Here is a 22,311-nt window from a genome sequence, read left to right as displayed (position 1 = left end):
TCCGATCAGCGAACGACATCGCCGGCGGGGGGCTCGGTAATGAAGCCAACCTTGACGATACCGGCACGCTGACAGGCAACGACCACCTTGCCAACGAACTCGTAGCGCGCGCCCGAATCGCCCCGGATATGCACTTCCGGCTGCGGATCCATCACGGCCACGGTCTTGAGCTTCTCGACCAGGGCGTTGTTATCCGGCACCGACTGCATGTTCCAGAACGTCTCGCCATCCCGGTTGACCGAGATGACGACGTTTTCCGGCTTGGTCTGCGTCGGCAGGTTCTTTTCTTGCGGCAGTTCGAGTTGGATCGACTGCGTGACAACCGGAATCGTGATCAGGAAGATGATCAGCAAAACCAGCATCACGTCCACGAGCGGAGTCGTGTTGATCGCCGATACGACCTCGTCTTCGTCGCCGCCCGACGAAGGGACGGACATGCCCATTTCTTAGCCCTTCTTGCCGCCGAGCAGCACCATGTGCAGCTCGCCGCTGAACTGACGGACGTAGTCGGAGGCCGCCTTGTTGCGACGAACCAGCCAGTTGTAACCCAGCACCGCCGGAACCGCCACCGCCAGACCGATCGCGGTCATGATCAGCGCTTCACCCACCGGGCCGGCAACCTTGTCGATCGAAGCCTGACCAGCAACACCGATGGCGGTCAGCGCGTGCAGGATGCCCCACACGGTACCGAACAGACCAACGAACGGCGCGGTCGAACCCACGGTTGCGAGGAAGGCGAGGCCACCTTGCAGACGGCCGTGGATGGTGTCGTTTGCGCGTTGCAGTGACATCGCGATCCACGAGTTCAGGTCGACCGACGCAGTCAGCGAGTTGCCGTGGTGATGTGCGGCCTTGTTGCCCTCTTCCGCGATGTAGCGGAAAGCGCTGTCTTCGTTCAACTCCTTGATGCCGGCCTCAACCGACGGGGCGCCCCAGAACTTCTCTTGCGCTTCCTTGGCTTGCTTGAAGATCTTGCCCTGCTCGATCAGCTTGACGACGGCGATGTACCACGTGCCCATCGACATGATCACCAGGATCACCAGAGTGCCACGAGCGACCAAGTCGCCCTGCGCCCAAAGCGCGCCAAGACCGTAGGGGTTCTCGACCGAAATCTTCTCACCTTGAGCGAGCGCTTCCGTCGCGAAGAACATCAGGGAAAACAGCGCGGCACCAAGGGCGGCAGACGCGCGGCGGGTGATCTTGTGAATGCTCATTTGTATTAGTTCCAATCGTTGATGATCTGTTCAAGAGGGACCGAGCGCCTGCGCTACTCAAGAGTCCATTCAAAATCGATGACTACCCACGCCTGTACGGGCTGACCATTTTCAATGGCAGGTTTGTACACACACTTCGTGAAAGCCTTCAGTGCTGCCTGATCAAGACGGCGGTAGCCGCTCGAATTCTCGACGCGACCTTCCAGCGGCTTGCCAGTGACATCCAGCAAGAAAGCCAAGCGGGTCGTGCCATGCTCACCGGCATCAGCGGCGCCACGCGGATACACGGGCGTCTCGCAACTCACAAACGAAGCGGTATGGCGAACGTTCGACTGCTTGACCACCGGCACCGGCGCAGCAACCGGGACCGGCTCGGTCGGCTTCGTCTGGGTCACAGTCGAAATCGTCGCGTCGGACGGTGCCGTAGCGGTCGTCACGCGCACCTCAGGCGGCGGGATAAAGGCCGGCGGTGGCGGAGCGAGCTTGGGCGGTGGAGGGGGCGGCGGCTTATCCTCGGGCGGCTTGACCTCTTCGATGATCTTCGTTTCGAGCGGCGCCTTCACGACCTCGACGACCTTGCGAGCAAGGCCTGATACGAGTGCGTAAAAGAGAATCGCGTGAAACAAGACCACGACGACGAGACCAACCGTCCTGCGGCCTGCAGCAGCGGGTTGGGCGTAACTCATGAACAAACCTCGGAAGAAAGCAAAGATCGACCAGCTGCGGAATCCCTTGCTGCCAGCCAGCACCCTCCGCACCTGCGCACGGGAGAGGTCACGACTGAAGCGAATTCGAGCTTGGCGACTTGCATTTAACGTGTTGGATCCTGAATGGCGTATGCCGGCTCACCACCGCCCTTGTGGGGCAATCGTTCGCAGCACCCACCGAAGTGTCGCTTGAACATGGATCTGATGACGGGTTGAAAGACTGGGCAGCACCAAACAACAGAGACACCCGGAACCAGAATCAGCGTGTCGGTCGATGATTACGTCACGCGAGACTCTAGTTTTGCGCCCACGACGACCGAAGACTTACTTCTGCGCGACGGGCGCGTACGAAAAAACGGCGGGCGCAGAGCGGGGCTGATCGCTGACAACTCGTCGATCAAAATAGGAAGAGAGCCCTTTCGGGCTCTCTTCCGTCCCCTCAGACCAGATTACTTGAACTTGTAACCGGCTTGCAGGTAGTAGGTACGACCACGCGGATCGGCAACCTGCGGGTTGTAGCCCACAGCCTGACCTGTGCCCCCATTGAGCGAGAACGGCGGGTTGGCATCGAAGATGTTAAGGATACCGCCCGTGACGTCCAGCCCCTTGACCGGCGTGCGATAGGTCGTCTGCCAATCGAAGGTCACGTACTCCTTGACCTTGTACGTTGCCTTGCAGAACGGGGAAGAATCTCCATCACACCCGGCCGGCTGAATAACGTCACCCGTCACTGCACCGTCACGCGATTCATAGTAACCATGTTTGTAGTTCATGGTCAGGCGATGATCCCAATCAGCCATCGAGAGGGTATTCGCCCACTGGAACTGATGACGCAAAGCCACTTGCCGCAGGATGTTGTTGTAGATACCAACGATCTGGTAGTACTCGCCACCGATTTCGGTCTGCTGCTTATCCGAAAGCATCCAGGTGCCCTTGAAGCTGGACAGGATACGACCGAACGAGTAGCGCGAACCAAGAGTGACATCGTAATCGACGCCCTGAGCCTTACGTTCACCAAGGTTCTTCAGCGGCGTGTACCAGGCAAGAATCGGCTTACCGGTTTGAGGATCGGTGTACAGATCCGTGCGAATGGAAGTACCCCAAGCACCTTCGTAGTCGGCAGCTACCTCTTCCTCAGAAATGGTGCCGAACGTATTCTTGATGGACACGTTCCAGTAGTCAGCCCCAACACTCGCCCAACTGGTCGGTTCGAAGCGGATGCCAAACGAGAATTGCTTCGACTCCTCCGGCTTCAGTTCGCTGGAGCCGCCGGTGTAGAGCGGGTATTGCGTGCCCGGCGGCTTGCAATAGACGGCACGCGAATCAGAATACGGGCAATCGTACGGATTGGCCGTCACTCCGTAGAGCTGCGTGATGTTCTGAGTCTGTGCGGGGCGCGGCGCACGGAAGCCTGTGTTAAAGCTGGTACGGAACAACAGGTTGTTCAGCGCCTGCCAACGCGCGCCAACCTTGTAGTTGGTCGTGCCACCGACGTCAGAATAGTTGTCGTAGCGCAGCGCGCCACTGACTTCCAGGTTCTTGACGACGGGGGCGATCAACTCGCTGAACAAACCATACGAGTCACGCGACACATCGAACGGAACGTCGGTCGCGAAGTCCGGGAACTGACCACCACGCAAGGTACCCTGCGCAAGGCCATTCGGCTCGTACTTGTCGGCTTCACGCTTCCAGTCGAGACCGAGGCCGAGCATCAAACCACCGGCCGGAAGCTGGGCGATTTCTTTCGATCCACGCACCTCAACTGCATCGAGGACTGCAGTGCCCTTCTTCCATACGCCACTGGCCAATGCAGACTGCAGCGCAGCTTTATTCGAGCCTGCAGGACCGAACGGATTCAGTGCACCTGACGAAATGAGTGCATTGAGGTCATCGTTATACAGGTAACCGGAGAGCAGCTCTTCCTGCCACTTATTCTCGGAGTGAGTAAATGCAGCAGAGTAATCCCATCCGGCGATCACGCCTTTGGAACCGCCTGAGAAATGAATCGCCTCAGTTGTACCCTTGGTGCGGCGCGGACCCGCGTCGGAAATCCGCCACGGCGCTACCGCATCGACAATATCGTAGCCCGCCGGAACCGTACGCAGGTAGGGCTGAATGTAGGTATTCCAAATCGGATCACCCACCGTCAGCGGCACCTCTCCTGGCGGCGGCGCAATATTCGAAGTCATGATGTGCTTCGAATAAAGCATGTCCGCAAACAGCGTGTGGTTTTCGTTGACCTTAAATTGAACCGACCCCGTAAACGCATCCTGCTTCTGTTCCGGGTAGATTTCAAGATCGTACGGATAGATGTAGCGACACGACGTACCGCTCTGAACATGCTTCGCCGGACACGGATTGCCTGCCCTCACCGACGGATTGAAGGTTTGCGAGATGTAGTGCTCATCGTCCGGCAGAGATGGATCTGGGTTGTACCACGTAATGGTGGCGTTCGCCGGGTTACCGCGCCCGGAGCTCGGGCGCAGGCGATAAATCTGGCCATCCGTACCCGTGAAGTTGTAATAACCTTGGCTCGGTGGCACCGCGAAGTTCTTACGATCAGCCGCTGCGAGCGGATCATTCTCGGTGTGCGAATAGGTCAGCAGCACGTTGAAACGATCTTGCTCAATGTCGCCAAAGCCGCCACTGACACTGATGCGCTTCTCTTCAGCACCACCCGCTTCAGGGGCGTTATACGAAATCGAAGCGTCGAGCCCTTGGTAGTTGGACTTCAGGATGAAGTTCACCACACCCGCGACGGCGTCGGTACCGTAGATGGCGGAGGCACCATCGGTCAGCACTTCAACGCGCTCAACAGCGGCGATCGGAATCGAGTTCAGGTTTACGCCCGAGCTACCACCAATAAAGGTCTGACCGGCAAAGGTCGCGAGGCGCTTGCCGTTGAGCAGCACCAGCGTGCGGCTGTCGCCCAGGTTGTGCAGCGACGCGCTCGAGTATCCAACGTTACCTGAGCCAACGTTCGCCGCCGCGTTCGTGAACCCCTGCATCGCCGGCAGGTTCTGCAGCAGTTCCGCAACGTTCGTGGCGCCAGTCTTCTTGATCTCGGAAGCCGAAATCGACTGAACGGGCAGCGCGCCTTCCGACGCAATCCGCTTGATCGCCGAACCGGTAACCTGGATCTTCTGAACTTGCTCTTCCGCGATCGCCGGCTGCAGGAGCATGCCGAACGCGACGGTCGTGCCGAACGCCTGGAGCAGAGCCCGGTAGCCGGGTCTCAGTGCAAGTGCCATAGGTGCCTCTCCTTGTATTTTCTCAATCAATCCCGTCGGGGTCTCCAACGAGGAAGCTCAGTGGTGCGCGAGCTTATCCCGCAACACCTGAACGGACCGCCTGTCCCTCACAAGGCACTTTTTGTAACTATTGTTATGCCACCCTCTTTCGAGGGCGTCGCATTGTCGCGGCGCGGAAATTAGGGTGTCAATCAATCCCGAAGCCCGGTTGCAACAGCTACAAACACGCGTTTATGCCCCTTTCGGCGGCCCTGACAGTGACGATGTGACTCACTGCCGGGGCAGGTTCAGCAAGAGTTGTGCCATGCGATTTCGGACAAAACACAAGGTGTTGCGAGTGTTTACAAGAGATTTCAGCACCAGATTGGTGCGACGCACCATAACGAACACGTCGCTCCGCCATGCATTACGTCGGCGCCCTGTCGCGACTTTGATGTCGGATCTGTGACGCTTTCCCGGCAAAACATGTCGCCGATTCGAAAATTGAAATACACGCAGACTTGCAGCTTCGCGAAAACCTCGATTAGAATGCAGGGCTTCGCTGCTGTAGCTCAGTCGGTAGAGCAACTGATTCGTAATCAGTAGGTCACCAGTTCGATTCCGGTCAGCAGCACCAGACAATGCCAAAGGGGCCCGTTCGCGGGCCCCTTTGTCGTTCACGCCCCCTTCATTACCGCCAGCCCACCGCTTTGTATCGACACCCCGTCGCGTGACACAAACCCGACAAACGGGCGCTCGGGACGGCGCCTAGAATCAATCATCCCCAACCGCTTGCGCCACGCACTGGCCGCCTTGGAGTCAGACAATCATGTTTCAAATGATTCGGCGCCCGTCACGTCGCTGGGCGATCGGAGGCGTCGCGCTTGCCTGCGTCTTGATCGGTTCGGTCTACGCCCTCAGCGCGCGCAAGGATGTTCAGGCCAAGCCGGCTGATGCGCAGGCCAAGGCGACGCTGATGGAACTGGCTCCGGCTGACGTTCTGGTCGCCCGGCAGGTCGCGGTACAGCCAACCGTGCTGCTGGCGGGCACCTTGAATCCGCTCACGCAGATCCATCTGCACGCCCCATTCGACGGCCGCGTGGCCGAGGTCAGTGCGCGCCCGGGCGACAAGGTAGTCGCCGGCCAGGTGCTCGCACGCTTCGACGAAACTGACCTGCGCGCCCGCCATGCTGAGCGGGCCGCCGCGGTTGCGAGCGCGGAAGAGCAGATGCGCGTAGCGGAGCGCAACCGGATTTCCAGCCGCGCCTTGCTCGATCAGAACTTCATCTCGAAGAACGCCTTCGACAACACGCTCGGCGGCTATGCAGAGCGCCAGGCGGCAGTGGATGCACAGCGGGCACAACTTGCGATCGTTCAGCGCGCGTTGAAAGACGCGAAGGTCGTCGCGCCCTTCGCCGGCACGGTGTCGTACCGGCAGGTGGAGCCGGGTCAGTGGGTGGAACCCAACCGCAAGCTGTTCTCGCTGGTGGATCTGCGCAAGCTGGAAGTTGAGGCAGCAATCCCAAGCCAGCACATCGCCAGCCTGGTGCCGGGGCAGAAGGTGCGCCTGCGTGCCGAAGGCTTTGGCGATGAGGTATTCGAGGGTCGACTGACGCGGATCAACCCAACAACGCAACCGGGCACACGCAGCGTGCTGGCCTACGTGGCGGTCGACAACCCGGGCGAGCGGCTCCGCGCCGGGCTTTACGTCACTGGCGAAATCGAGACCGGCACGGCGGAACAGCAGATCCAGCTGCCGGCAACCGCGATACAGGCATCGAAGACCGGCCGCGGCGTATGGATCGTCGCGGACAACAAGCTCAAATGGCAGCCGGTGGAATACCAGCAGTTGCGCGTAGACCTGGTACGCATCACCAAGGGCCTGAACGGCGGGGAGCAGGTGGTTGCGATGCCGCTCAAGGGCGCGACCGAAAACCTTGCTGTGCGGCTCAAGCCCGCAGCCTGATCGAGCAGGAGCGCACGCCATGTGGCTGACCCGGATCTCGGTCAAGAACCCCGTTTTCGCAGCAATGCTGATGCTCTGCCTGGCAGTGCTCGGCCTCTTTTCCTACAAGCGCCTCACGGTCGAGGCGATGCCCGACGTGACGTTTCCGTCCATCGCGATCACCACGCCCTACCCCGGCGCAACGCCCGAGGTGGTGGAGACCGAAGTCTCGCGCAAGATCGAAGAGGCGATGAATACGCTGGCTGGCGTCAAGCGTGTGACGTCCCGTTCGTATCAGGACTACTCGCTGGTGTTCGTTGAGTTCGAGCTCGACGTCAATGCCGACAAGGCTGTCGCCGATGTGCGCGACAAGCTCAGCCAGGTGCGGCCCTCGCTCAAGGATGAGGTGAAGCAATCAACGATCGGCACCTGGGGCGAAGAAGACCGGCCGATCATGTCGCTCAGTTTCACCTCCGATCGCCACACGCCGCGCGAGCTGACGGAACGTGCCGACAAGCTGGTGCTCAAGCGCCTGCAGACCGTCAAGGGCGTTGGCCGTGCCGATCTGGCCGGGCGCATCGCGCGCGAAATCCAGATCCAGCTCGATCCGTTCCGCATGCGCGCACTGCATGTTGGGGTCGAGCAGATCAGCGAAGCGCTGCGGCGCGAGAACCAGATGCTGCCGGCCGGCGCATTGAAGAACGCGCGGCAGGAAATGCAGGTTCAGGTGCAGGGGCGCCTGCGCGACCCGATGGCGTTTGCCGACATCGTGATCGCGCAGCGTGGCGATGCGCAGATCCGGCTGCGCGACGTGGCGAGCGTGTCGGACGGTGAAGCAGAACCCACCTCACACGCCCTGATCAACGGCAAACCCGCGCTGTCGATCGACATCTACAAGGTTTCCAAATCGAACACCGTGGAGGTGGCGAACGGCGTGCGCAAGACGATGGCCGAGCTGAACCAGTCGCTGCCCGAAGGCATGGTGCTGGACCTCATCTACGACGGCTCGGACGACATCCGCAACTCGCTCAACGATGTGCAGCACACGCTGATCGAAGGCGCGCTGCTGACGATCCTGATCGTCTTCATCTTCCTCGGCTCCTGGCGCAGCACCGTCATCACCGGCCTCACCTTGCCGCTGGCCCTGCTCGGTTCGATCTTCATGATCCAGGCGCTCGGCTTCACGCTGAACATGATGACGCTGCTCGCGCTGTCGCTGTGCATCGGCCTGCTGATCGACGATGCGATCGTGGTGCGCGAGAACATCGTTCGCCACGCGCTGATGGGCAAATCGCCCTACCAGGCCGCGCTGGACGGCACCCATGAGATCGGCCTCGCGGTGCTCGCCACCACGCTGACCATCGTCGCCGTGTTCCTGCCAGTCGGCTTCATGGGCGGCATCATCGGCCGCTACTTCTACCAGTTCGGCCTCACAGTCGCGTCGGCGGTAATGCTGTCGATGTTCGTCAGCTTCACGCTGGATCCGATGCTCTCGTCGGTGTGGCACGACCCGGATGCGCACGGCCCCACCCGCAAGGGTCTGCTGGGCCGCTGGCTGAACGCCTTCGAGGCCTTCCAGACGCGGCTGTCGGAGCGTTACGGTCGGCTCATCGACTGGGCGTTGGGGCATCGCAAGACGGTGCTGTTCGCGGCCAGCGCACTGTTGGTAGGCAGCTTCCTCCTAGTGCCCTACATCGGTTCGGAGTTCGTGCCGAAGGGCGACTTTGGTCAGCTTGGCGGTCGCATGGTCACGCCAACCGGTTCGAGCCTTGCTTACACGCTCGCCAAAGCCAAGCAGATCGATGCTGCCCTGCATGAGTTCCCGGAGGTGCAGCGCACCTACATCACCGTGAATGCAGGCTGGCAAACGCAGGGGCCGGAACAGATCCAGCTCGACATCAAACTGGTCCACAAGACCCAGCGCAAGGCGACGCAGGAGCAGATGGTCGCCCGCCTGCGCAGCCGCCTGCGTGAGCTCGGAGGCGTTGAACTCAAGTCGCTCGGTATCGGCGAAGGCGGCGGCGACAACCCGATCGCGGTCAACCTGCAGGGTGACGACCTCGCGGTGCTGACGCGCCTGTCGCAGGATCTCGCGGCCCGCATCCGTGCGATCCCGAACGCGGTCGACATCCAGACCACCGCCGAAGACACACGGCCGATGCTCGAAATCGTCGTCGACCGTGCGATGGCCGCCGACCTCGGCATCTCGGTCGAACGCGTCGGCACCACGCTGCGCCCCTTCATCGAAGGGGTGGCCGCGACAACCTGGCAGGCACCGGACGGCGAAGCCTACGACGTGAAGATCCGCCTGCCGGCCGAACTGCGCCGCACCGGATCGGACCTCGATCTGCTGTGGATGGCGAGCAGCACGACCGACGCCGCAACCGGCCTGCCCTACATGATCGCGCTGTCGCAGGTCGCCAAAGTCGTCGCGTCGAGTTCGCCAACGCGCATCAACCGCAAGAGCCTCGCGCGCGACATCTGGGTCTTTGCCGGTGTGTCGGGCCGCTCGGCGGGCGACGTGGGAGCGGACGTGCAGAAGGTGCTGGCGGATTTCAAGAAGACGCTGCCGCCAGGCTACCGCATCGTCGAGGAAGGCGAGAACCAGCAGATGGCCGAATCCTTCGGCTACGCGGTGTCGGCGCTCGCGCTGGCGATCATCTTCATTTACATGATCCTCGCCTCGCAGTTCGGCAGCTTCCTGCATCCGCTGGCGATCATGACCTCGCTGCCGCTGTCGCTGATCGGCGTGTTCCTCGGGCTGCTGGTGGCGCGCAGCACCCTTTCGATCTTCTCGGTGATCGGCATCATCATGCTGATGGGCTTGGTCACGAAGAACGCGATCTTGCTGGTGGACTTCGTCGAGCATGCGCCGAAGCGCGGCGAGCCGCGGCGGCAGGCGATCATCGATGCCGGCCGCATCCGCTTGCGCCCGATCCTGATGACCACCTTCGCCATGGTCTTCGGCATGATCCCGGTCGCACTCGGCCTGGGTGACGGTGGCGAGCAACGCGCGCCGATGGCGCATGCGGTGATCGGCGGCGTCATTGCATCCACGATGCTGACCCTTGTCGTGGTGCCGGTGGTCTATACGTATCTCGACGATTTCGGCCAGTGGGCTGCGCGCAAGTGGCGGCGCAATGTGCCAGCCAGCGTGGCTGGCTGAACCTCACTCATGCAATCGAGCGGGCACCTGCGGGTGTGCTCGTTTTCTTTTAGGCACTTGGCGCCAGGAGCGTTGCAGGTGCCCTGCTGCGCTCAGTAGAACAGCGCCCCCAGGTCGACGCTGCTGTGTCGCCCGACCTGCTCCGCATGGGCTTGCAACCAATCATCCGCGCGCGCCCTGCCCTGGTCTCTCAGCATCTCGAAGAACTGCATGTTCGCGGCGAGTTTGGTTTCGGCCGGCAGCGCGCCGAGCAGATCCTCGGCTCCGATCAAATGGAAGCGGGTCTGCGATACGCGCCGCTCGAAACGGCCCAGCGGCAACCAGGACCGGCGGGTGTAGTCACGCAGATGCGCAAACATCCGCATCTCGCGCAGAAAGGTCGAGTTGAACGCGATCTCGAGGATGCGGCAGCGGATATCGGTGGCGCTGGCCGGCGTTTCGGCGTGCTTGAGCGGTGTCAGCAGCACCAGCAGGATGTCGCGGCTGACGCATTCATAGAACAGCGGAAAAACCGCCGGGTTCGCTGCGTAGCCACCGTCCCAGTAGGGTTCGTCGTCGATCACGATCGCGCGATGCAGCGTCGGCAGGCAGGCCGAGGCCAGCACCACATCCGCGCTCAACTCCGCGTTGCGGAACACCCGCAGCTTGCCGGAGTTCGCATGCGTGGTGGCGATGAAGAGCTTGACCGGGCTCGCACGGCGCAAACGCGCGAAATCAACCTGTGCGCTGACGATGTCGCGCAAGGGGTTCAGATCGAAGGGGTTGAGCTGGTCGGGCGAGAGGTAATGCGTCCACTGCAGCATCATCTTGAAGGGCGGCGCGATCACCACCCCCTGCCCGTCCGCCGCCGGCAGCGTGACGTCGAAAGGCAGGCTGCGCGCAACCGCTGACCAAAAATCCGCCAGCGCCTGACGCGCGCCGTCAGCGCCGCCCACGCTCAAACCCTGCGCGAGCATCACCGCGTTCATCGCCCCGGCGCTGGTGCCGCTGACGCCATCGAAGCGCATGCGGCCGTCTTCCAGCAGGCGATCGAGCACGCCCCAGGTGAAGGCGCCATGCGCGCCACCGCCCTGCAAGGCCAGATTGAGCCGTCGAACCGCCCGTTTGCCGAAGATCATGCTGCCCGCTCCCGCTCGCATCACAGCGCAACCTGCGCTTCGATCATGCCACCGGCGCGCTTCACGGCGTGCTGCCGCCGGCCCTGGGCTCTGTGCGAAAATCACGCGCTTACAGAATCCCCGGCAGCCCGCTCCGTGACCCGCACCTCCGCCTCGACCGCCTCGCTCCCGTCCGATCTCGACGGCCACACGCCGATGATGCAGCAATACCTCGCGCTCAAGGCGCAGCATCCGGGCACGCTGTTGTTCTATCGCATGGGCGACTTCTACGAGCTGTTCTTCGACGATGCGGAGAAAGCGGCGCGGCTGCTCGACATCACGCTGACCGCGCGCGGCAAGTCGGCCGGCAAACCGATCGCGATGGCGGGTGTGCCCTTCCACGCGCTGGAACCCTACCTCGCCAAGCTGGTGAAGCTCGGCGAATCGGCGGTGATTGCGGAACAGGTCGGCGATCCGGCCACAAGCAAGGGGCCGGTCGAGCGCGCCGTGGCACGCATCGTCACCCCCGGCACGCTGACCGATTCCGCACTGCTCGATGACAAGACCGATGCACCGCTGCTGGCCGCCACGCAACATCGCGGCCGCCTCGGGCTGGCGTGGCTGAACCTCGCGAACGGTGACTTCCGCCTGCTCGAATGCGAGCCCACGCAACTGGCGTCTCAGCTTGAACGCCTGCGCCCGGCCGAGGCGCTGGTGCCAGATGGCCTGACCCTCGATGGGCTGGAACAACGCGTCCCCGCCGTGCGCCGGCTCGCCGAATGGCAATTCGATGCGGAAACAGCGCGCCGCGTGCTGCCCGAGCACTTCGGCACGCGCGATCTTTCCGGCTTCGGTGCCGACGAATTCGAAGTCGCGCTCGCGGCCGCCGCAGCGCTGTTCGACTACGCCCGCGCAACGCAGCGCCAGAGCCTGTCGCATGTATCCGGCCTGCACGTCGAGCGCGAAGCCGAGTTTCTGCGCATGGACGCAGCGACCCGCCGCAATCTGGAGCTGACCGAGACACTGCGCGGCGAAGCCGCACCAACACTGTTCTCGCTGGTCGACTTGTGCGAAACCTCGATGGGTTCGCGCTGGCTGCGCCATGCGTTGCACCATCCGCTGTCCGATCGTCAGGCCTGCGCGCAGCGGCACGCCGCGGTAGAAGCCTTGGTCGAAGACCAGGGGCTTTCCGCCGAAGGGCTCGCGCGCGTGCTGCGCGGCGTCGCCGACGTTGAACGCATCACGGCACGCATCGCCCTTCGCAGCGCGCGCCCGCGCGATCTGTCCGCGCTGCGCGACACCCTCGCCCGCATGCCTGAACTGCAAGCGACCGTGCCGACCGCCAGCGCGCCGCTGCTGGCGCAACTGCACGGCGACCTTGCCGCACCGCTCGCCCCGACCACGCTGCTGGCCCGCGCGATCGCGCCGGAACCAGCGACGAATATCCGCGACGGCGGCGTCATCGCCGAAGGTTTCGACGCGGAGCTCGATGAGCTGCGTGGGATCCAGTCGAACTGCGGCGCCTTCCTGATGGAGCTCGAAGCGCGCGAGCGCGAACGCACCGGCATCGCCAGCCTGAAGGTGGAATTCAACAAGGTGCATGGCTTCTATATTGAAGTCAGCCACGCCAACACCACCAAGGTGCCGGACGACTACCGCCGTCGGCAGACGCTGAAGAACGCCGAGCGCTACATCACCCCCGAACTGAAGGCCTTCGAAGACAAGGCGCTGTCGGCGCAGGAACGTGCGTTGGCGCGCGAAAAAGGCCTGTGGGAAGCGCTGCTCGACACGCTGGCGCAAGACATCCTCGCCTTCCAGCGCATCGCCCGCGCCGTGGCGCTGCTCGATGGCCTCACCAGCTTTGCACGCGCCGCGTTGCGTTACGACTACTGCAAACCGGTGTTCCGCAGTGAAGCCGGGCTTGCCATCGAAGGTGGCCGACACCCGGTGGTGGAGCGCCAGGTGGACAGCTTCATCGCCAACGATTGCGACTTCTCGGCAACGCGCCGCATGCTGCTGGTAACCGGCCCGAACATGGGCGGTAAATCGACCTACATGCGGCAGATCGCGCTGATCGTGCTGCTCGCGCACTGCGGCGCCTTCGTTCCCGCAAAGCGCGCCGAACTTGGGCCGATCGACGGCATCTTCACGCGCATCGGCGCGTCGGACGATCTCGCCTCGGGGCGTTCGACCTTCATGGTCGAGATGACCGAGGCGGCGGCGATCCTCAACAGCAGCACCGAACGCTCGCTGGTGCTGATGGACGAAATCGGCCGCGGGACATCCACCTTCGACGGAATGGCGCTCGCGTTCGCGATCGCGCGCCATCTGCTAGAGAAGAACCGTTCGCTGGCGCTGTTCTCGACACACTACTTCGAGCTGACGCGGCTGTCGGTGGAACACCCCGAGTGCGCCAACGTGCACCTTGGCGCGGTCGAACACGGTCACCGTATCGTCTTCCTGCATGCGGTGGAGGAAGGCCCGGCCAGCCAGAGCTACGGTATCGAGGTGGCAGCGCTGGCCGGCATTCCCGCGCCAGTCGTGCGCGAAGCACGGCGCCGTCTGCGCGCGCTGGAGAATCGCGAAGCCTCGGGCGGGCCGCAGGCTGACCTGTTCTCCGCGCTGCCGCCGGAAGTGGAGGAAGCGCCACCGCATCCGGTGCTGGAACGGCTTGCCGGCATCGACCCCGACGCGCTGTCGCCGCGCGAAGCGCTCGAACACCTCTACGCGCTGAAGGCGTTGACGCGATGAAGCTTGCCGCCAAGTGCTGTCGCGCGCTGCTCGGCGCCTCCGCAGCCCTGTTGCTGGCGATGCCGCCCGCACACGCCGAGCGCTTCAGCTTCGCCGCCTTCGGCGACCTGCCCTACACCGACATCGAGCGCGCCGAGCTGCCGCAGCTGATCGACGCGATGCGTGACGCGGAAGTCGCTTTTGCGGTGCACGTCGGCGACATGAAACACGGCAGCACGCCGTGCGACGACGTGACGCTGCAGGACTTCCGCGATCTGCTCGCTGGTGCGCCCTTCCCTTCCCTGTTCGTACCCGGCAACAATGAGTGGGTGGATTGCGAGCGCCGCAGCGCAGGCGCCTTCGACCCGCTCGAACGGCTGGATAAACTGCGCAGCCTGTACTTCGCAAAAGCCGAATCGCTCGGCACCACGCCCTTCAGCGCGGTGCGCCAGAGCGACGCCGACTTCACTCACGGCGCCTACCAAGAACACCTGCGCTGGCAGCGCGGCCCGGTGCTGTTTCTCACGCTGAATGTACCGGGGAGCGACAACCACTATGGCAGCCAACGCGAACCGAGCACCGAATACCGCCAGCGCATGAGCGCGGTGCGCGACTGGCTCGACGCCGGCTTCGCCGAAGCGCAGCGCAAGTCGCTGCCCGCCATCGTGATCTTCATGCACGCCAACCCGGATTTCGAGGCCTTCGCCGCCGGCACGCCGCCGCGCGCCTATTCCGAACTGCTGTACGCGCTGCGCACTGCAGTGCTGGGCTTCAGCGGCGAGGTGCTGTTGATTCACGGTGACACGCATGTGATGCGCGTCGACCGCCCGCTGCACGACACCAACGGCGAAACGATAGAACGCTTCCGCCGTGCCGAGGTGTTCGGCTCGCCGATTCCCGGTTGGCTCGAAATCACCGTGGATACCGAGGCCGAGCGCCTGATGCGGATTCGCCCGCGGCCACTGCGCGACGAGGACTGAAGCGATGGCCCATTCGATCGACGTCTCCGAAGAAGCCGGCATCCGCTACCTGCATTTCGGTTCCGAGTGGGTGCAGGGCGCCATGAAGGTGCGGCGCCCGTACGCGCTGGAACTGGAATACACGCAGCACATGGCTGCCGGCCTGCTGCTGCGGCCGGCGCCATGGCCACGCAAGGTGCTGCTGATCGGCCTCGGCGCCGCCTCGCTGACCAAGTTCTTCTACCGCAACGTGCCACAGGCCCGCATCACCGTGGCAGAGATCGACCCCCGCGTGGTCGCCGTCGCACGCATGCATTTCAAACTGCCGGACGAGGACGCCCGCCTGCGCATCGTGGTCGCCGATGGTGCCGAGGTGGTGATGCGCCAAACCGGCTACTGGGACATGATCCTGGTCGATGGCTTCGATCACAACGCACGCGCCGGGGTGCTCGATACCGCCCCGTTCTACACCGCCGCCCGTGCCGCGCTGGCCACCAACGGCCTGCTTGCGAGCAACCTGTTCGGCAAGCGCAAGACCTTCCGCGACAGCCTCACCCGCATCGCGGACGCCTTCGACGGCCGTACGATCGCGCTGCCACAGTGCGAAACCGGCAACGTCGTCGCGCTCGCCAACGCTGGCGATGCCTTTGCCCTGCCCTTCGCCGAGATCCAGGCGCGCGCGGCCGCACTGAAGCTCGAAACCGGGCTCGATCTGCGCGACGCCTTCAAACGCCTCGCCGCCGAGCGGGCCGCACCCGATGACGTGCTCCGCTTCTGACAGCGTTCGCGTCGATGTCGTCGTCGCCGGCGCGGGGGTCGTGGGCCTTGCCTGCGCGCGCGCCCTCGCACAGCGGGGGCTGCAGGTCGCCGTGTTCGAACGCGAGCATCACTTCGGCCAGGGCATCTCCAGCCGTTCGAGCGAGGTGATCCACGCGGGGCTGTACTACCCCTCGGGCTCGTCGAAGGCAGCGCTCTGCGTCGAAGGCGCACACACGCTGTACGCGTACTGCGCCGCGCAGCAGATTCCACACCAGCGCGTTGGCAAGCTGGTGGTGGCCACCGGGCCAGCCGATCTGCCCGCACTCGAACGCATCGCCGCCCAGGCGCGTGCGAATGGCGTCGACAGCGCATGCCTGATCTCCGCCGAGGCCGCACAAGCGATGGCGCCGGAACTGCGCTGCTGCGCGGCGCTGTGGTCGCCCGACACCGGCATCGTCGACAGCCATGCGCTGATGCAGGCACTCGCGGACGACGCCGAACGGGCCGGCGCGATGCTGGTGTACGGCGCGCCGGTCGTCAGCGGCAATTGCACCGGGCGCGGCGTCGAACTGCTGGTTGGCGGTGCGGAGCCATACCGGGTCGAAGCAGCCTGGCTGGTTAACGCCGCCGGCTTTGGCGCGCAGGCGCTGGCGAGCGCCCTGCAGGGCTTCCCCGCCGAGGCGGTGCCGCCGCTTTACTTCGCCAAGGGGCACTACTTCGCGCTGTCGGGGCGCAGCCCGTTCAAGCACCTGATCTACCCGGTGCCGGAACCGGGCGGCTTGGGCACCCACCTGACGCTGGATCTGGCCGGCAATGCCCGCTTCGGGCCGGACGTCGAATGGGTCGATGCCCCCGACTACAGCGTGCCCGCCGATCGCGCGGCAGCGTTCGCCGCATCGATACGCCGCTACTGGCCCGGCGTATCAGCTGCGCGGCTGCAGCCGGCCTACGCCGGCGTTCGACCCAAACTAGGTGGGCCGAACGCGCCTGCGTACGACTTCCGAATCGACGGCCCCGCCGACCACGGCGTCGCCGGCGTCATTCAACTTTTCGGTATCGAATCACCGGGGCTGACGGCGTCGCTGGCGATCGCATCCCGCGTCGCAATGAAAATCGGGGCCTGAAGGCCCCGATCTAGCAGTGCGTCGCCGCCCACAATGGGCGTCGTCCGCTCATCCCGCTGCGGGCGGCGGCTCCGGCGGCAGCCACAGGCACTTGCCCTTGTTGGCCTTGGCGATCGCGGCGATCACCTCGTCGTGCGCAGCCAGTTCTTCCGCAGAGGCCCGAACCACCCGCAAGGGATGGCGCTCCAGCGGGGCGCCCGACTCGTCGCTGCCAGCGGCCGATGCGGGCTCGCTGTCCAGATCCATGATCAGGCTGTCCTGGCCCCGCGTCATCGCGAGGTAGACCTCGGCCAGCAGCTCGGAGTCAAGCAGCGCGCCGTGCAACTCGCGGTGGCCGTTATCGATCTCGTAACGTTGGCAGAGCGCGTCGAGCGAAGCCTTCTTGCCCGGGTTCTGCTCCTTCGCCATCTTCAGCGTGTCGATCACGCCAGCACACAGCACATCGAGCTTGGGCCGGCCAAGGCGGTCCAGCTCCATGTTCAGGAAGCCCACATCGAACTGCGCGTTGTGGATGATCAGCTCGCCGTCGGCAACGAAGGCCTCGAAATCCTCGACGATGTCCTTGAATTTCGGCTTGTCGGCCAGGAACTCGTCCGTGATGCCGTGCACCGCCATAGCCCCCGGATCGACCAGCCGTTCGGGGTTGATGTACACATGGAAGTGCCGCCCGGTCAGCTTGCGCGCCACCATTTCCACGCAGCCGATTTCGATCACGCGGTCACCGGTGCGCCAATCGAGGCCGGTGGTTTCGGTATCGAGGATGATCTGCCGCATCACTTGCCCCTCACCTGATCAACACCACGCCGCGCCAGTTCGTCCGCACGCTCGTTCTCGGGGTGGCCGGCGTGGCCCTTGACCCACAGCCACTGAATCTTGTGCAGTGCCGCCAGTTGATCCAGCTCGCGCCACAGATCGTCGTTCTTCACCGGTTTGTTGTCGGCCGTTTTCCAGCCGCGGCGCTTCCAGCCGTGGATCCACTCGGAGATGCCCTTCTGCACATACTGCGAGTCGGTGTGCACCCGCACCTCCACTGGCCGCGTCAGCGCCTGCAGCGCGCGGATCACGGCGGTCATCTCCATGCGGTTGTTGGTGGTCGACGGCTCGCCGCCGAACAGTTCCTTCTCATGCCCGCCGGCGCGCAGGATCGCGCCCCAGCCACCCGGGCCGGGATTACCGGAACAGGCGCCATCGGTGTAGATATCTACGATTGAATCAGTCATTCAGGGAAGTTTCTTTCTATCGACACCGGATCGCGCTGGGCAACCGGTGCAAAGGCTTTCGCGCGGGCACGGCGATCGCGCCACGCCGGGGCCACCAGGCGCATGCCGCGCACGCGCTTGGTCGCCTGAATCAGGTAGACGCCGCCGGCAAACGGCCACCAGCGGGGGCCGGCATTGTCCATGAAATCCCACTGTTCGATCCAGCGTGGCGGCGTCACCGGCGGAATGTAGGCGCCAAACACCGCCGGCTGGCTCTCGAAACTCAGCAGCGCGAGCCAGTCCTTCATGCGCCGTACGCTGAGAAACTGCCCCTGCCACGGAAACTCGCCGGTGCTGGCCGCTAGCAATCGACGCGCACCCCACAGGCTGACCGGATTGAAGGCCGAAATCAGCAACTGCCCTTCCGGCACCAGCACCCGCTCTACCTCGCGCAGCACCTGGTGAGGATGCTCGGAAAATTCCAGCACATGCGGCAGCACCACGAGGTCGACACTCTGCGACGCGAGCGGCAACTCATAGGTGTCGCTGATCAGCGCAACCTCGCCCGAGCGGGCACAGCGGAACTTGAATCCGATGCGGTTGTTGCGCAGGTAGTCGCGCTCGGGCAGGCCGATCTGGATCGCATGGAAGCCGAACACGTCGGCCACCCGGGCATCGACCTGCGCCAATTCCCAATCGATCACATAGCGGCCCAGTGGCGTTTCTAGCCACGCGGCACATCCGGGAATTGACATCGTGAGCAGTGCGCCGAAAATTGCCGGGATGCAGATTGTTCCGCTTTCCGCCTTCTCGGACAACTATATCTGGGCGATCGTCGCTGACGGCCACTGTGTGCTTGTCGACCCGGGTGACGCCGAGCCCGTGCAGCGCTTTCTCGCCGAGCACAAGCTCGTGCTCGACGCGATCCTCATCACACATCACCACGGCGATCACACCGGCGGCATCGCGGCGCTGTCGGCGCGCCACCATCCCAAGGTGTTCGGCCCCGCGACGGAAGCGATCGCGGGCCTCACCGCCACGCTGACCGATGGGGCGACGCTGAGCCTGCTGAACGGTGCCCTGCCCCTGTCGGTGATCGCAGTGCCGGGCCACACCGCCGGCCACATCGCCTACCTCACGCACGGCGCGCTGTTCTGCGGGGATACCTTGTTCTCGGCGGGTTGCGGACGGCTGTTCGAAGGCACGCCGGCCCAGATGCATGCCTCACTCGGGCGACTCGCGGCCCTGCCCGACGACACGAAGGTGTATTGCGCGCATGAATACACCCTGTCGAACCTGCGCTTTGCCATGGCGGTGGAGCCGGGCAACGCCGATATCCTTGAGTACAACAGGCAATGTGAAGTGCTGCGGGTGCAGGCACGCCCCACGATCCCGACCACGATCGGCGTCGAGCGGCGGATCAACCCGTTCCTGCGCTGCGATCAGCCCGACGTACAGCGCATGGCCGAAAAAGTGAGTGGCGAAACGCTGGTCAACGCGGGCGCCGTCTTTGCCACGCTGCGCCGCTGGAAGAACGAGTTCCGCTAAGGGCTTCAGGCCAGCAGCGATTGCGCGATGAGTGCGCGATTGCGGCCCAAACGCTTGGCTTCGTAGAGCGCCGCATCGGCCGAGGCCATCAGGGCGCCCGGCGTCGGCGCCTCGCGCGGCGGCACCGCCGCGGCAATGCCAAGACTGATCGTCACATTGGGCAGATCCGCGGTCGGCGCATGCGGCAGCGCGAGGTCGTACACCGCACGCCGCATTGCTTCCGCGACCTGCAATGCGCCCTCGGCATCGGTATCCGGCAGGATCGCGGCGAACTCTTCGCCACCGTAACGCGCCACCAGATCGGCCGGGCGCTTGGCCTGTTCCGCCAGGCATGCAGCGACCTGGCGCAGGCATTCGTCGCCACCCTGGTGCCCGAAGTGATCGTTGTAGCGCTTGAAGTGGTCGACGTCGCACACCACCAGTGCGATCGATGAGCTTCGGCGCTGCGCACGGCGCCATTCGCGCACCAGCGTGCTGTCGTACTGGCGGCGGTTGGCAATGCCGGTCAGGCCATCGATCGACGACAGGCGCTGCAGCTCGCGGTTCGCGTCGTCGAGGCGGCGCGTCAGCACCACCAGCGAATAGCGCATCTGCGACAGGCGCTGCATCGCACGCACCTTGGCGGCCAGCACGATCGAACTGATCGGTTTGAACAGATAGTCGTCGCCGCCCACCTCAATGCCGCGCTGCAAATCGTCGTCGCCAGTTCGCGCGGAAAGGAAGATGATCGGGGTCCACTCGCCGTGCTGTTCCAACTGGCGAATGCGCTTGGCGACCTCGAAACCATCAATGCCGGGCAGGATCACATCAAGGAGCACGAGATCGGGCCGATGGGCCTTGAACAGCTCGATCCCCTCCTCTCCCTCGCGCGCGACCAGCGGCTCAATGCCGATCGCCCGCAACTGATGCGCGATCAATGTCGCGCTGGTGAGCGAATCCTCGATCAGCAGCGCTTTCATGCCCCCTTCGCGACGGAAAACCGGCGACCCGTCCATCAGCCCCGTCATCGTGCCGCCCCGCCAAACGCTCGGCCGCAAGGCCGATTCAGTAACGCAACCCTATGAAACAAAAGCATTTTGACCCCATCGCCGCTAGCCCGATACAATCACGCCTTTGCACGTCGCCGGGCCTTTCCCATGCAGTCTATCGCGCGCCGGTTCGCTGCGCTGCTTTGTTGCGCAGTCACACTGGCGATCTCACCCACCGGGAATGCGGCCGCAGACGAGAGCGACCCGCCTCCGCCCCCCGCACAGACCGGAGCGGCCACGCCGATCGCGGCAACCGCCGGCACCGGCCTGACTGCGGTTTCGAGCATCGATCTATCCAAGCTCGGCACCCCGTCGGTGGCGACGGTGGACCTCACCACCGAGTCCTCCGACCTGTGGGCCCGCATGCGCCAGGGCTTCGCGATGCGCGACCTGTCGATGGATCTCGTCACCGACCGCCAGATCTGGTACCTCGCCCGCCCCAGCGCGCTGCGCAACACGCTCGAGCGCGGCCGCAAGTACCTGTACTTCATCGTCGAAGAACTTGAGAAGCGCGGCATGCCGACCGAGCTGGCACTGCTGCCGATGGTCGAGAGTGCCTACAACCCGATGGCCTACTCGCCCGCCCGTGCTTCCGGCCTGTGGCAGTTCATTCCATCCACCGGCAAGGATTTCTCGCTCGACCAGAACTGGTGGGTGGACGAACGCCGCGACATCATCGCCTCGACCAACGCCGCACTGACGTATCTGCAGGCGCTGTACGAAATGCATGGCGACTGGCAGCTTGCGCTGGCCTCGTACAACTGGGGCGAAAACGCCGTCGCACGCGCCGTAGCAAAGAACAAGGCTGCCGGCCTGCCAACCGAGTTCGCCTACCTGACGATGCCGCAGGAAACGCGCTACTACGTGCCCAAACTGCAGGCGCTGAAGAACATCATCGCCAACCCGCAGCTCTTCGGCATCACGCTGCCGCCGATTCCCAACGAACCCTACTTCGTGTCGATCGGCACCCGCGGCGGCATGGACCTCCACACCGCGGCACAGCTCGCCGAAATGCCGATGAAGGATTTCCTGGAGCTCAATCCATCCTTCAATCGCCCGGTGATTCCGGGGGAGTCTGACCATCACGTCATCGTGCCCAAGGACAAGGCGGACGCCTTCGTCACCAACCTTGAAAACCACGATCGCCCGCTGCTGAGCTGGAAAACCTATACCGTTGAACGCGGCGAACGCGTCGAACAGATCGCCGCACGTTTCGGCATCAGCGTCACCAAACTGCGTGAGGTTAACGGTCTCGCCCCGCGTATGCGCCCCGGCCCCGGCTACACGCTGCTGGTGCCTTCTGGCGACGCGGTCGCAATGGCCGAAAGCGCCCCGGTACTCGCCCCGAAACTCAGCTTCGCATCCCAAGCGCCCGCGCCGGCACCGCGCCTTGGCAAACCGCCGCGGGGTGGCTCTGCGAGCCACCACACAGCCAAAGGCAGCCGGGCATCGAAGTCGGGCGGCGCGAAGGCCGGCGCCCACCACAACAAGCACCGCAAGTAAGGTTCAAGGGGCGGCGCGGCGCAAACGCACCCAGACTGGGCATGGCGCCAGGGTAGTAGAGCGCGGAACACGCGGGTATGATCCGCGGGACTTGCTGACTGC

At 64.0% G+C, this 22,311-nt stretch carries 17 protein-coding genes and 1 tRNA gene; 9 read left to right on the top strand and 9 right to left on the bottom strand.

The genetic code is table 11. The annotated features are described in order from the left end of the window. Positions 1 to 5: 5 nt before the first annotated feature. From ACE3P0_RS09750 to ACE3P0_RS09735, 4 genes are all read right to left on the bottom strand, one after another. Positions 6 to 437 carry an ExbD/TolR family protein gene (locus ACE3P0_RS09750; RefSeq protein ID WP_374402297.1) on the bottom strand — a complete coding sequence of 144 codons (432 nt, stop codon included), beginning with the start codon at positions 435 to 437 and terminating at the stop codon, positions 6 to 8. A gap of 9 nt (positions 438 to 446) precedes the next feature. Next, a complete protein-coding gene (locus tag ACE3P0_RS09745; protein WP_172198293.1) occupies positions 447 to 1,214 on the bottom strand; it encodes a MotA/TolQ/ExbB proton channel family protein in 768 nt (255 codons plus the stop codon). Positions 1,215 to 1,267: 53 nt separating this feature from the next. Continuing rightward, the gene (locus tag ACE3P0_RS09740; RefSeq protein ID WP_374402295.1) at positions 1,268 to 1,900 is read right to left on the bottom strand and encodes an energy transducer TonB; all 633 of its coding nucleotides are present in this window, start codon (positions 1,898 to 1,900) and stop codon (positions 1,268 to 1,270) included. Positions 1,901 to 2,370: 470 nt separating this feature from the next. Then, complete coding sequence (locus ACE3P0_RS09735; protein WP_374402293.1) at positions 2,371 to 5,172, bottom strand: TonB-dependent receptor domain-containing protein; 2,802 nt, start codon at positions 5,170 to 5,172, stop codon at positions 2,371 to 2,373. Between the two features lie 540 nt (positions 5,173 to 5,712). On the opposite strand from ACE3P0_RS09735, the gene ACE3P0_RS09730 reads away from it, so the two are divergent. The 3 genes from ACE3P0_RS09730 to ACE3P0_RS09720 all read left to right on the top strand — a co-directional run bounded on the left by ACE3P0_RS09730 (position 5,713) and on the right by ACE3P0_RS09720 (position 10,262). Further along, a tRNA-Thr gene (locus ACE3P0_RS09730) sits at positions 5,713 to 5,788 on the top strand. Between the two features lie 192 nt (positions 5,789 to 5,980). Then, complete coding sequence (locus ACE3P0_RS09725) at positions 5,981 to 7,117, top strand: efflux RND transporter periplasmic adaptor subunit (protein WP_374402291.1); 1,137 nt, start codon at positions 5,981 to 5,983, stop codon at positions 7,115 to 7,117. Between the two features lie 19 nt (positions 7,118 to 7,136). After that, positions 7,137 to 10,262 carry an efflux RND transporter permease subunit gene (locus ACE3P0_RS09720; RefSeq protein ID WP_374402289.1) on the top strand — a complete coding sequence of 1,042 codons (3,126 nt, stop codon included), beginning with the start codon at positions 7,137 to 7,139 and terminating at the stop codon, positions 10,260 to 10,262. A 92-nt stretch (positions 10,263 to 10,354) separates the two neighbouring features. On the opposite strand, the gene ACE3P0_RS09715 is transcribed toward ACE3P0_RS09720, so the two are convergent. Continuing rightward, positions 10,355 to 11,380 carry a patatin-like phospholipase family protein gene (locus ACE3P0_RS09715; protein ID WP_374402287.1) on the bottom strand — a complete coding sequence of 342 codons (1,026 nt, stop codon included), beginning with the start codon at positions 11,378 to 11,380 and terminating at the stop codon, positions 10,355 to 10,357. 195 nt (positions 11,381 to 11,575) lie between these two features. Between ACE3P0_RS09715 and mutS the strand changes: the two genes are divergently transcribed. From mutS to ACE3P0_RS09695, 4 genes are read left to right on the top strand one after another with little or no spacing between them, the layout of a single operon-like run. Next, a complete protein-coding gene (mutS, locus tag ACE3P0_RS09710; protein ID WP_374402326.1) occupies positions 11,576 to 14,110 on the top strand; it encodes a DNA mismatch repair protein MutS in 2,535 nt (844 codons plus the stop codon). Then, positions 14,107 to 15,069, top strand: a complete 963-nt coding sequence (locus ACE3P0_RS09705; protein WP_374402285.1) for a hypothetical protein — start codon at positions 14,107 to 14,109, stop codon at positions 15,067 to 15,069. The genes mutS and ACE3P0_RS09705 overlap by 4 nt, the downstream gene beginning before the upstream one ends. A gap of 4 nt (positions 15,070 to 15,073) precedes the next feature. Continuing rightward, complete coding sequence (locus ACE3P0_RS09700; protein ID WP_374402283.1) at positions 15,074 to 15,826, top strand: fused MFS/spermidine synthase; 753 nt, start codon at positions 15,074 to 15,076, stop codon at positions 15,824 to 15,826. Continuing rightward, complete coding sequence (locus ACE3P0_RS09695) at positions 15,807 to 16,931, top strand: NAD(P)/FAD-dependent oxidoreductase (protein ID WP_374402281.1); 1,125 nt, start codon at positions 15,807 to 15,809, stop codon at positions 16,929 to 16,931. The genes ACE3P0_RS09700 and ACE3P0_RS09695 overlap by 20 nt, the downstream gene beginning before the upstream one ends. A 48-nt stretch (positions 16,932 to 16,979) precedes the next feature. Here ACE3P0_RS09695 and dnaQ read toward each other — a convergent pair whose 3' ends face one another. From dnaQ to ACE3P0_RS09680, 3 genes are read right to left on the bottom strand one after another with little or no spacing between them, the layout of a single operon-like run. Further along, positions 16,980 to 17,705 carry a DNA polymerase III subunit epsilon gene (dnaQ, locus tag ACE3P0_RS09690; protein WP_374402278.1) on the bottom strand — a complete coding sequence of 242 codons (726 nt, stop codon included), beginning with the start codon at positions 17,703 to 17,705 and terminating at the stop codon, positions 16,980 to 16,982. Continuing rightward, a complete protein-coding gene (rnhA, locus tag ACE3P0_RS09685) occupies positions 17,705 to 18,151 on the bottom strand; it encodes a ribonuclease HI (protein ID WP_374402276.1) in 447 nt (148 codons plus the stop codon). Before rnhA ends, dnaQ begins: the two co-directional genes overlap by 1 nt. Then, complete coding sequence (locus ACE3P0_RS09680; RefSeq protein WP_374402274.1) at positions 18,148 to 18,885, bottom strand: class I SAM-dependent methyltransferase; 738 nt, start codon at positions 18,883 to 18,885, stop codon at positions 18,148 to 18,150. Before ACE3P0_RS09680 ends, rnhA begins: the two co-directional genes overlap by 4 nt. A gap of 28 nt (positions 18,886 to 18,913) precedes the next feature. On the opposite strand from ACE3P0_RS09680, the gene gloB reads away from it, so the two are divergent. Continuing rightward, positions 18,914 to 19,678 carry a hydroxyacylglutathione hydrolase gene (gene gloB, locus ACE3P0_RS09675; RefSeq protein WP_374402272.1) on the top strand — a complete coding sequence of 255 codons (765 nt, stop codon included), beginning with the start codon at positions 18,914 to 18,916 and terminating at the stop codon, positions 19,676 to 19,678. A 5-nt stretch (positions 19,679 to 19,683) separates the two neighbouring features. On the opposite strand, the gene ACE3P0_RS09670 is transcribed toward gloB, so the two are convergent. Beyond that, a complete protein-coding gene (locus ACE3P0_RS09670) occupies positions 19,684 to 20,637 on the bottom strand; it encodes a diguanylate cyclase (RefSeq protein WP_374402270.1) in 954 nt (317 codons plus the stop codon). 177 nt (positions 20,638 to 20,814) lie between these two features. On the opposite strand from ACE3P0_RS09670, the gene ACE3P0_RS09665 reads away from it, so the two are divergent. Beyond that, entirely contained in the window at positions 20,815 to 22,209 is a 1,395-nt protein-coding gene (locus ACE3P0_RS09665) for a transglycosylase SLT domain-containing protein (RefSeq protein WP_374402268.1), read from the top strand. The last annotated feature ends 102 nt before the right edge of the window (positions 22,210 to 22,311 follow it).

The sequence above is a fragment of the Niveibacterium sp. genome, from assembly GCF_041909475.1.
Classification (GTDB): domain Bacteria; phylum Pseudomonadota; class Gammaproteobacteria; order Burkholderiales; family Rhodocyclaceae; genus Niveibacterium.
The sequence above is the reverse complement of the archived record's forward strand: the minus strand, read 5'-3'. Positions and strand labels throughout refer to the sequence as shown.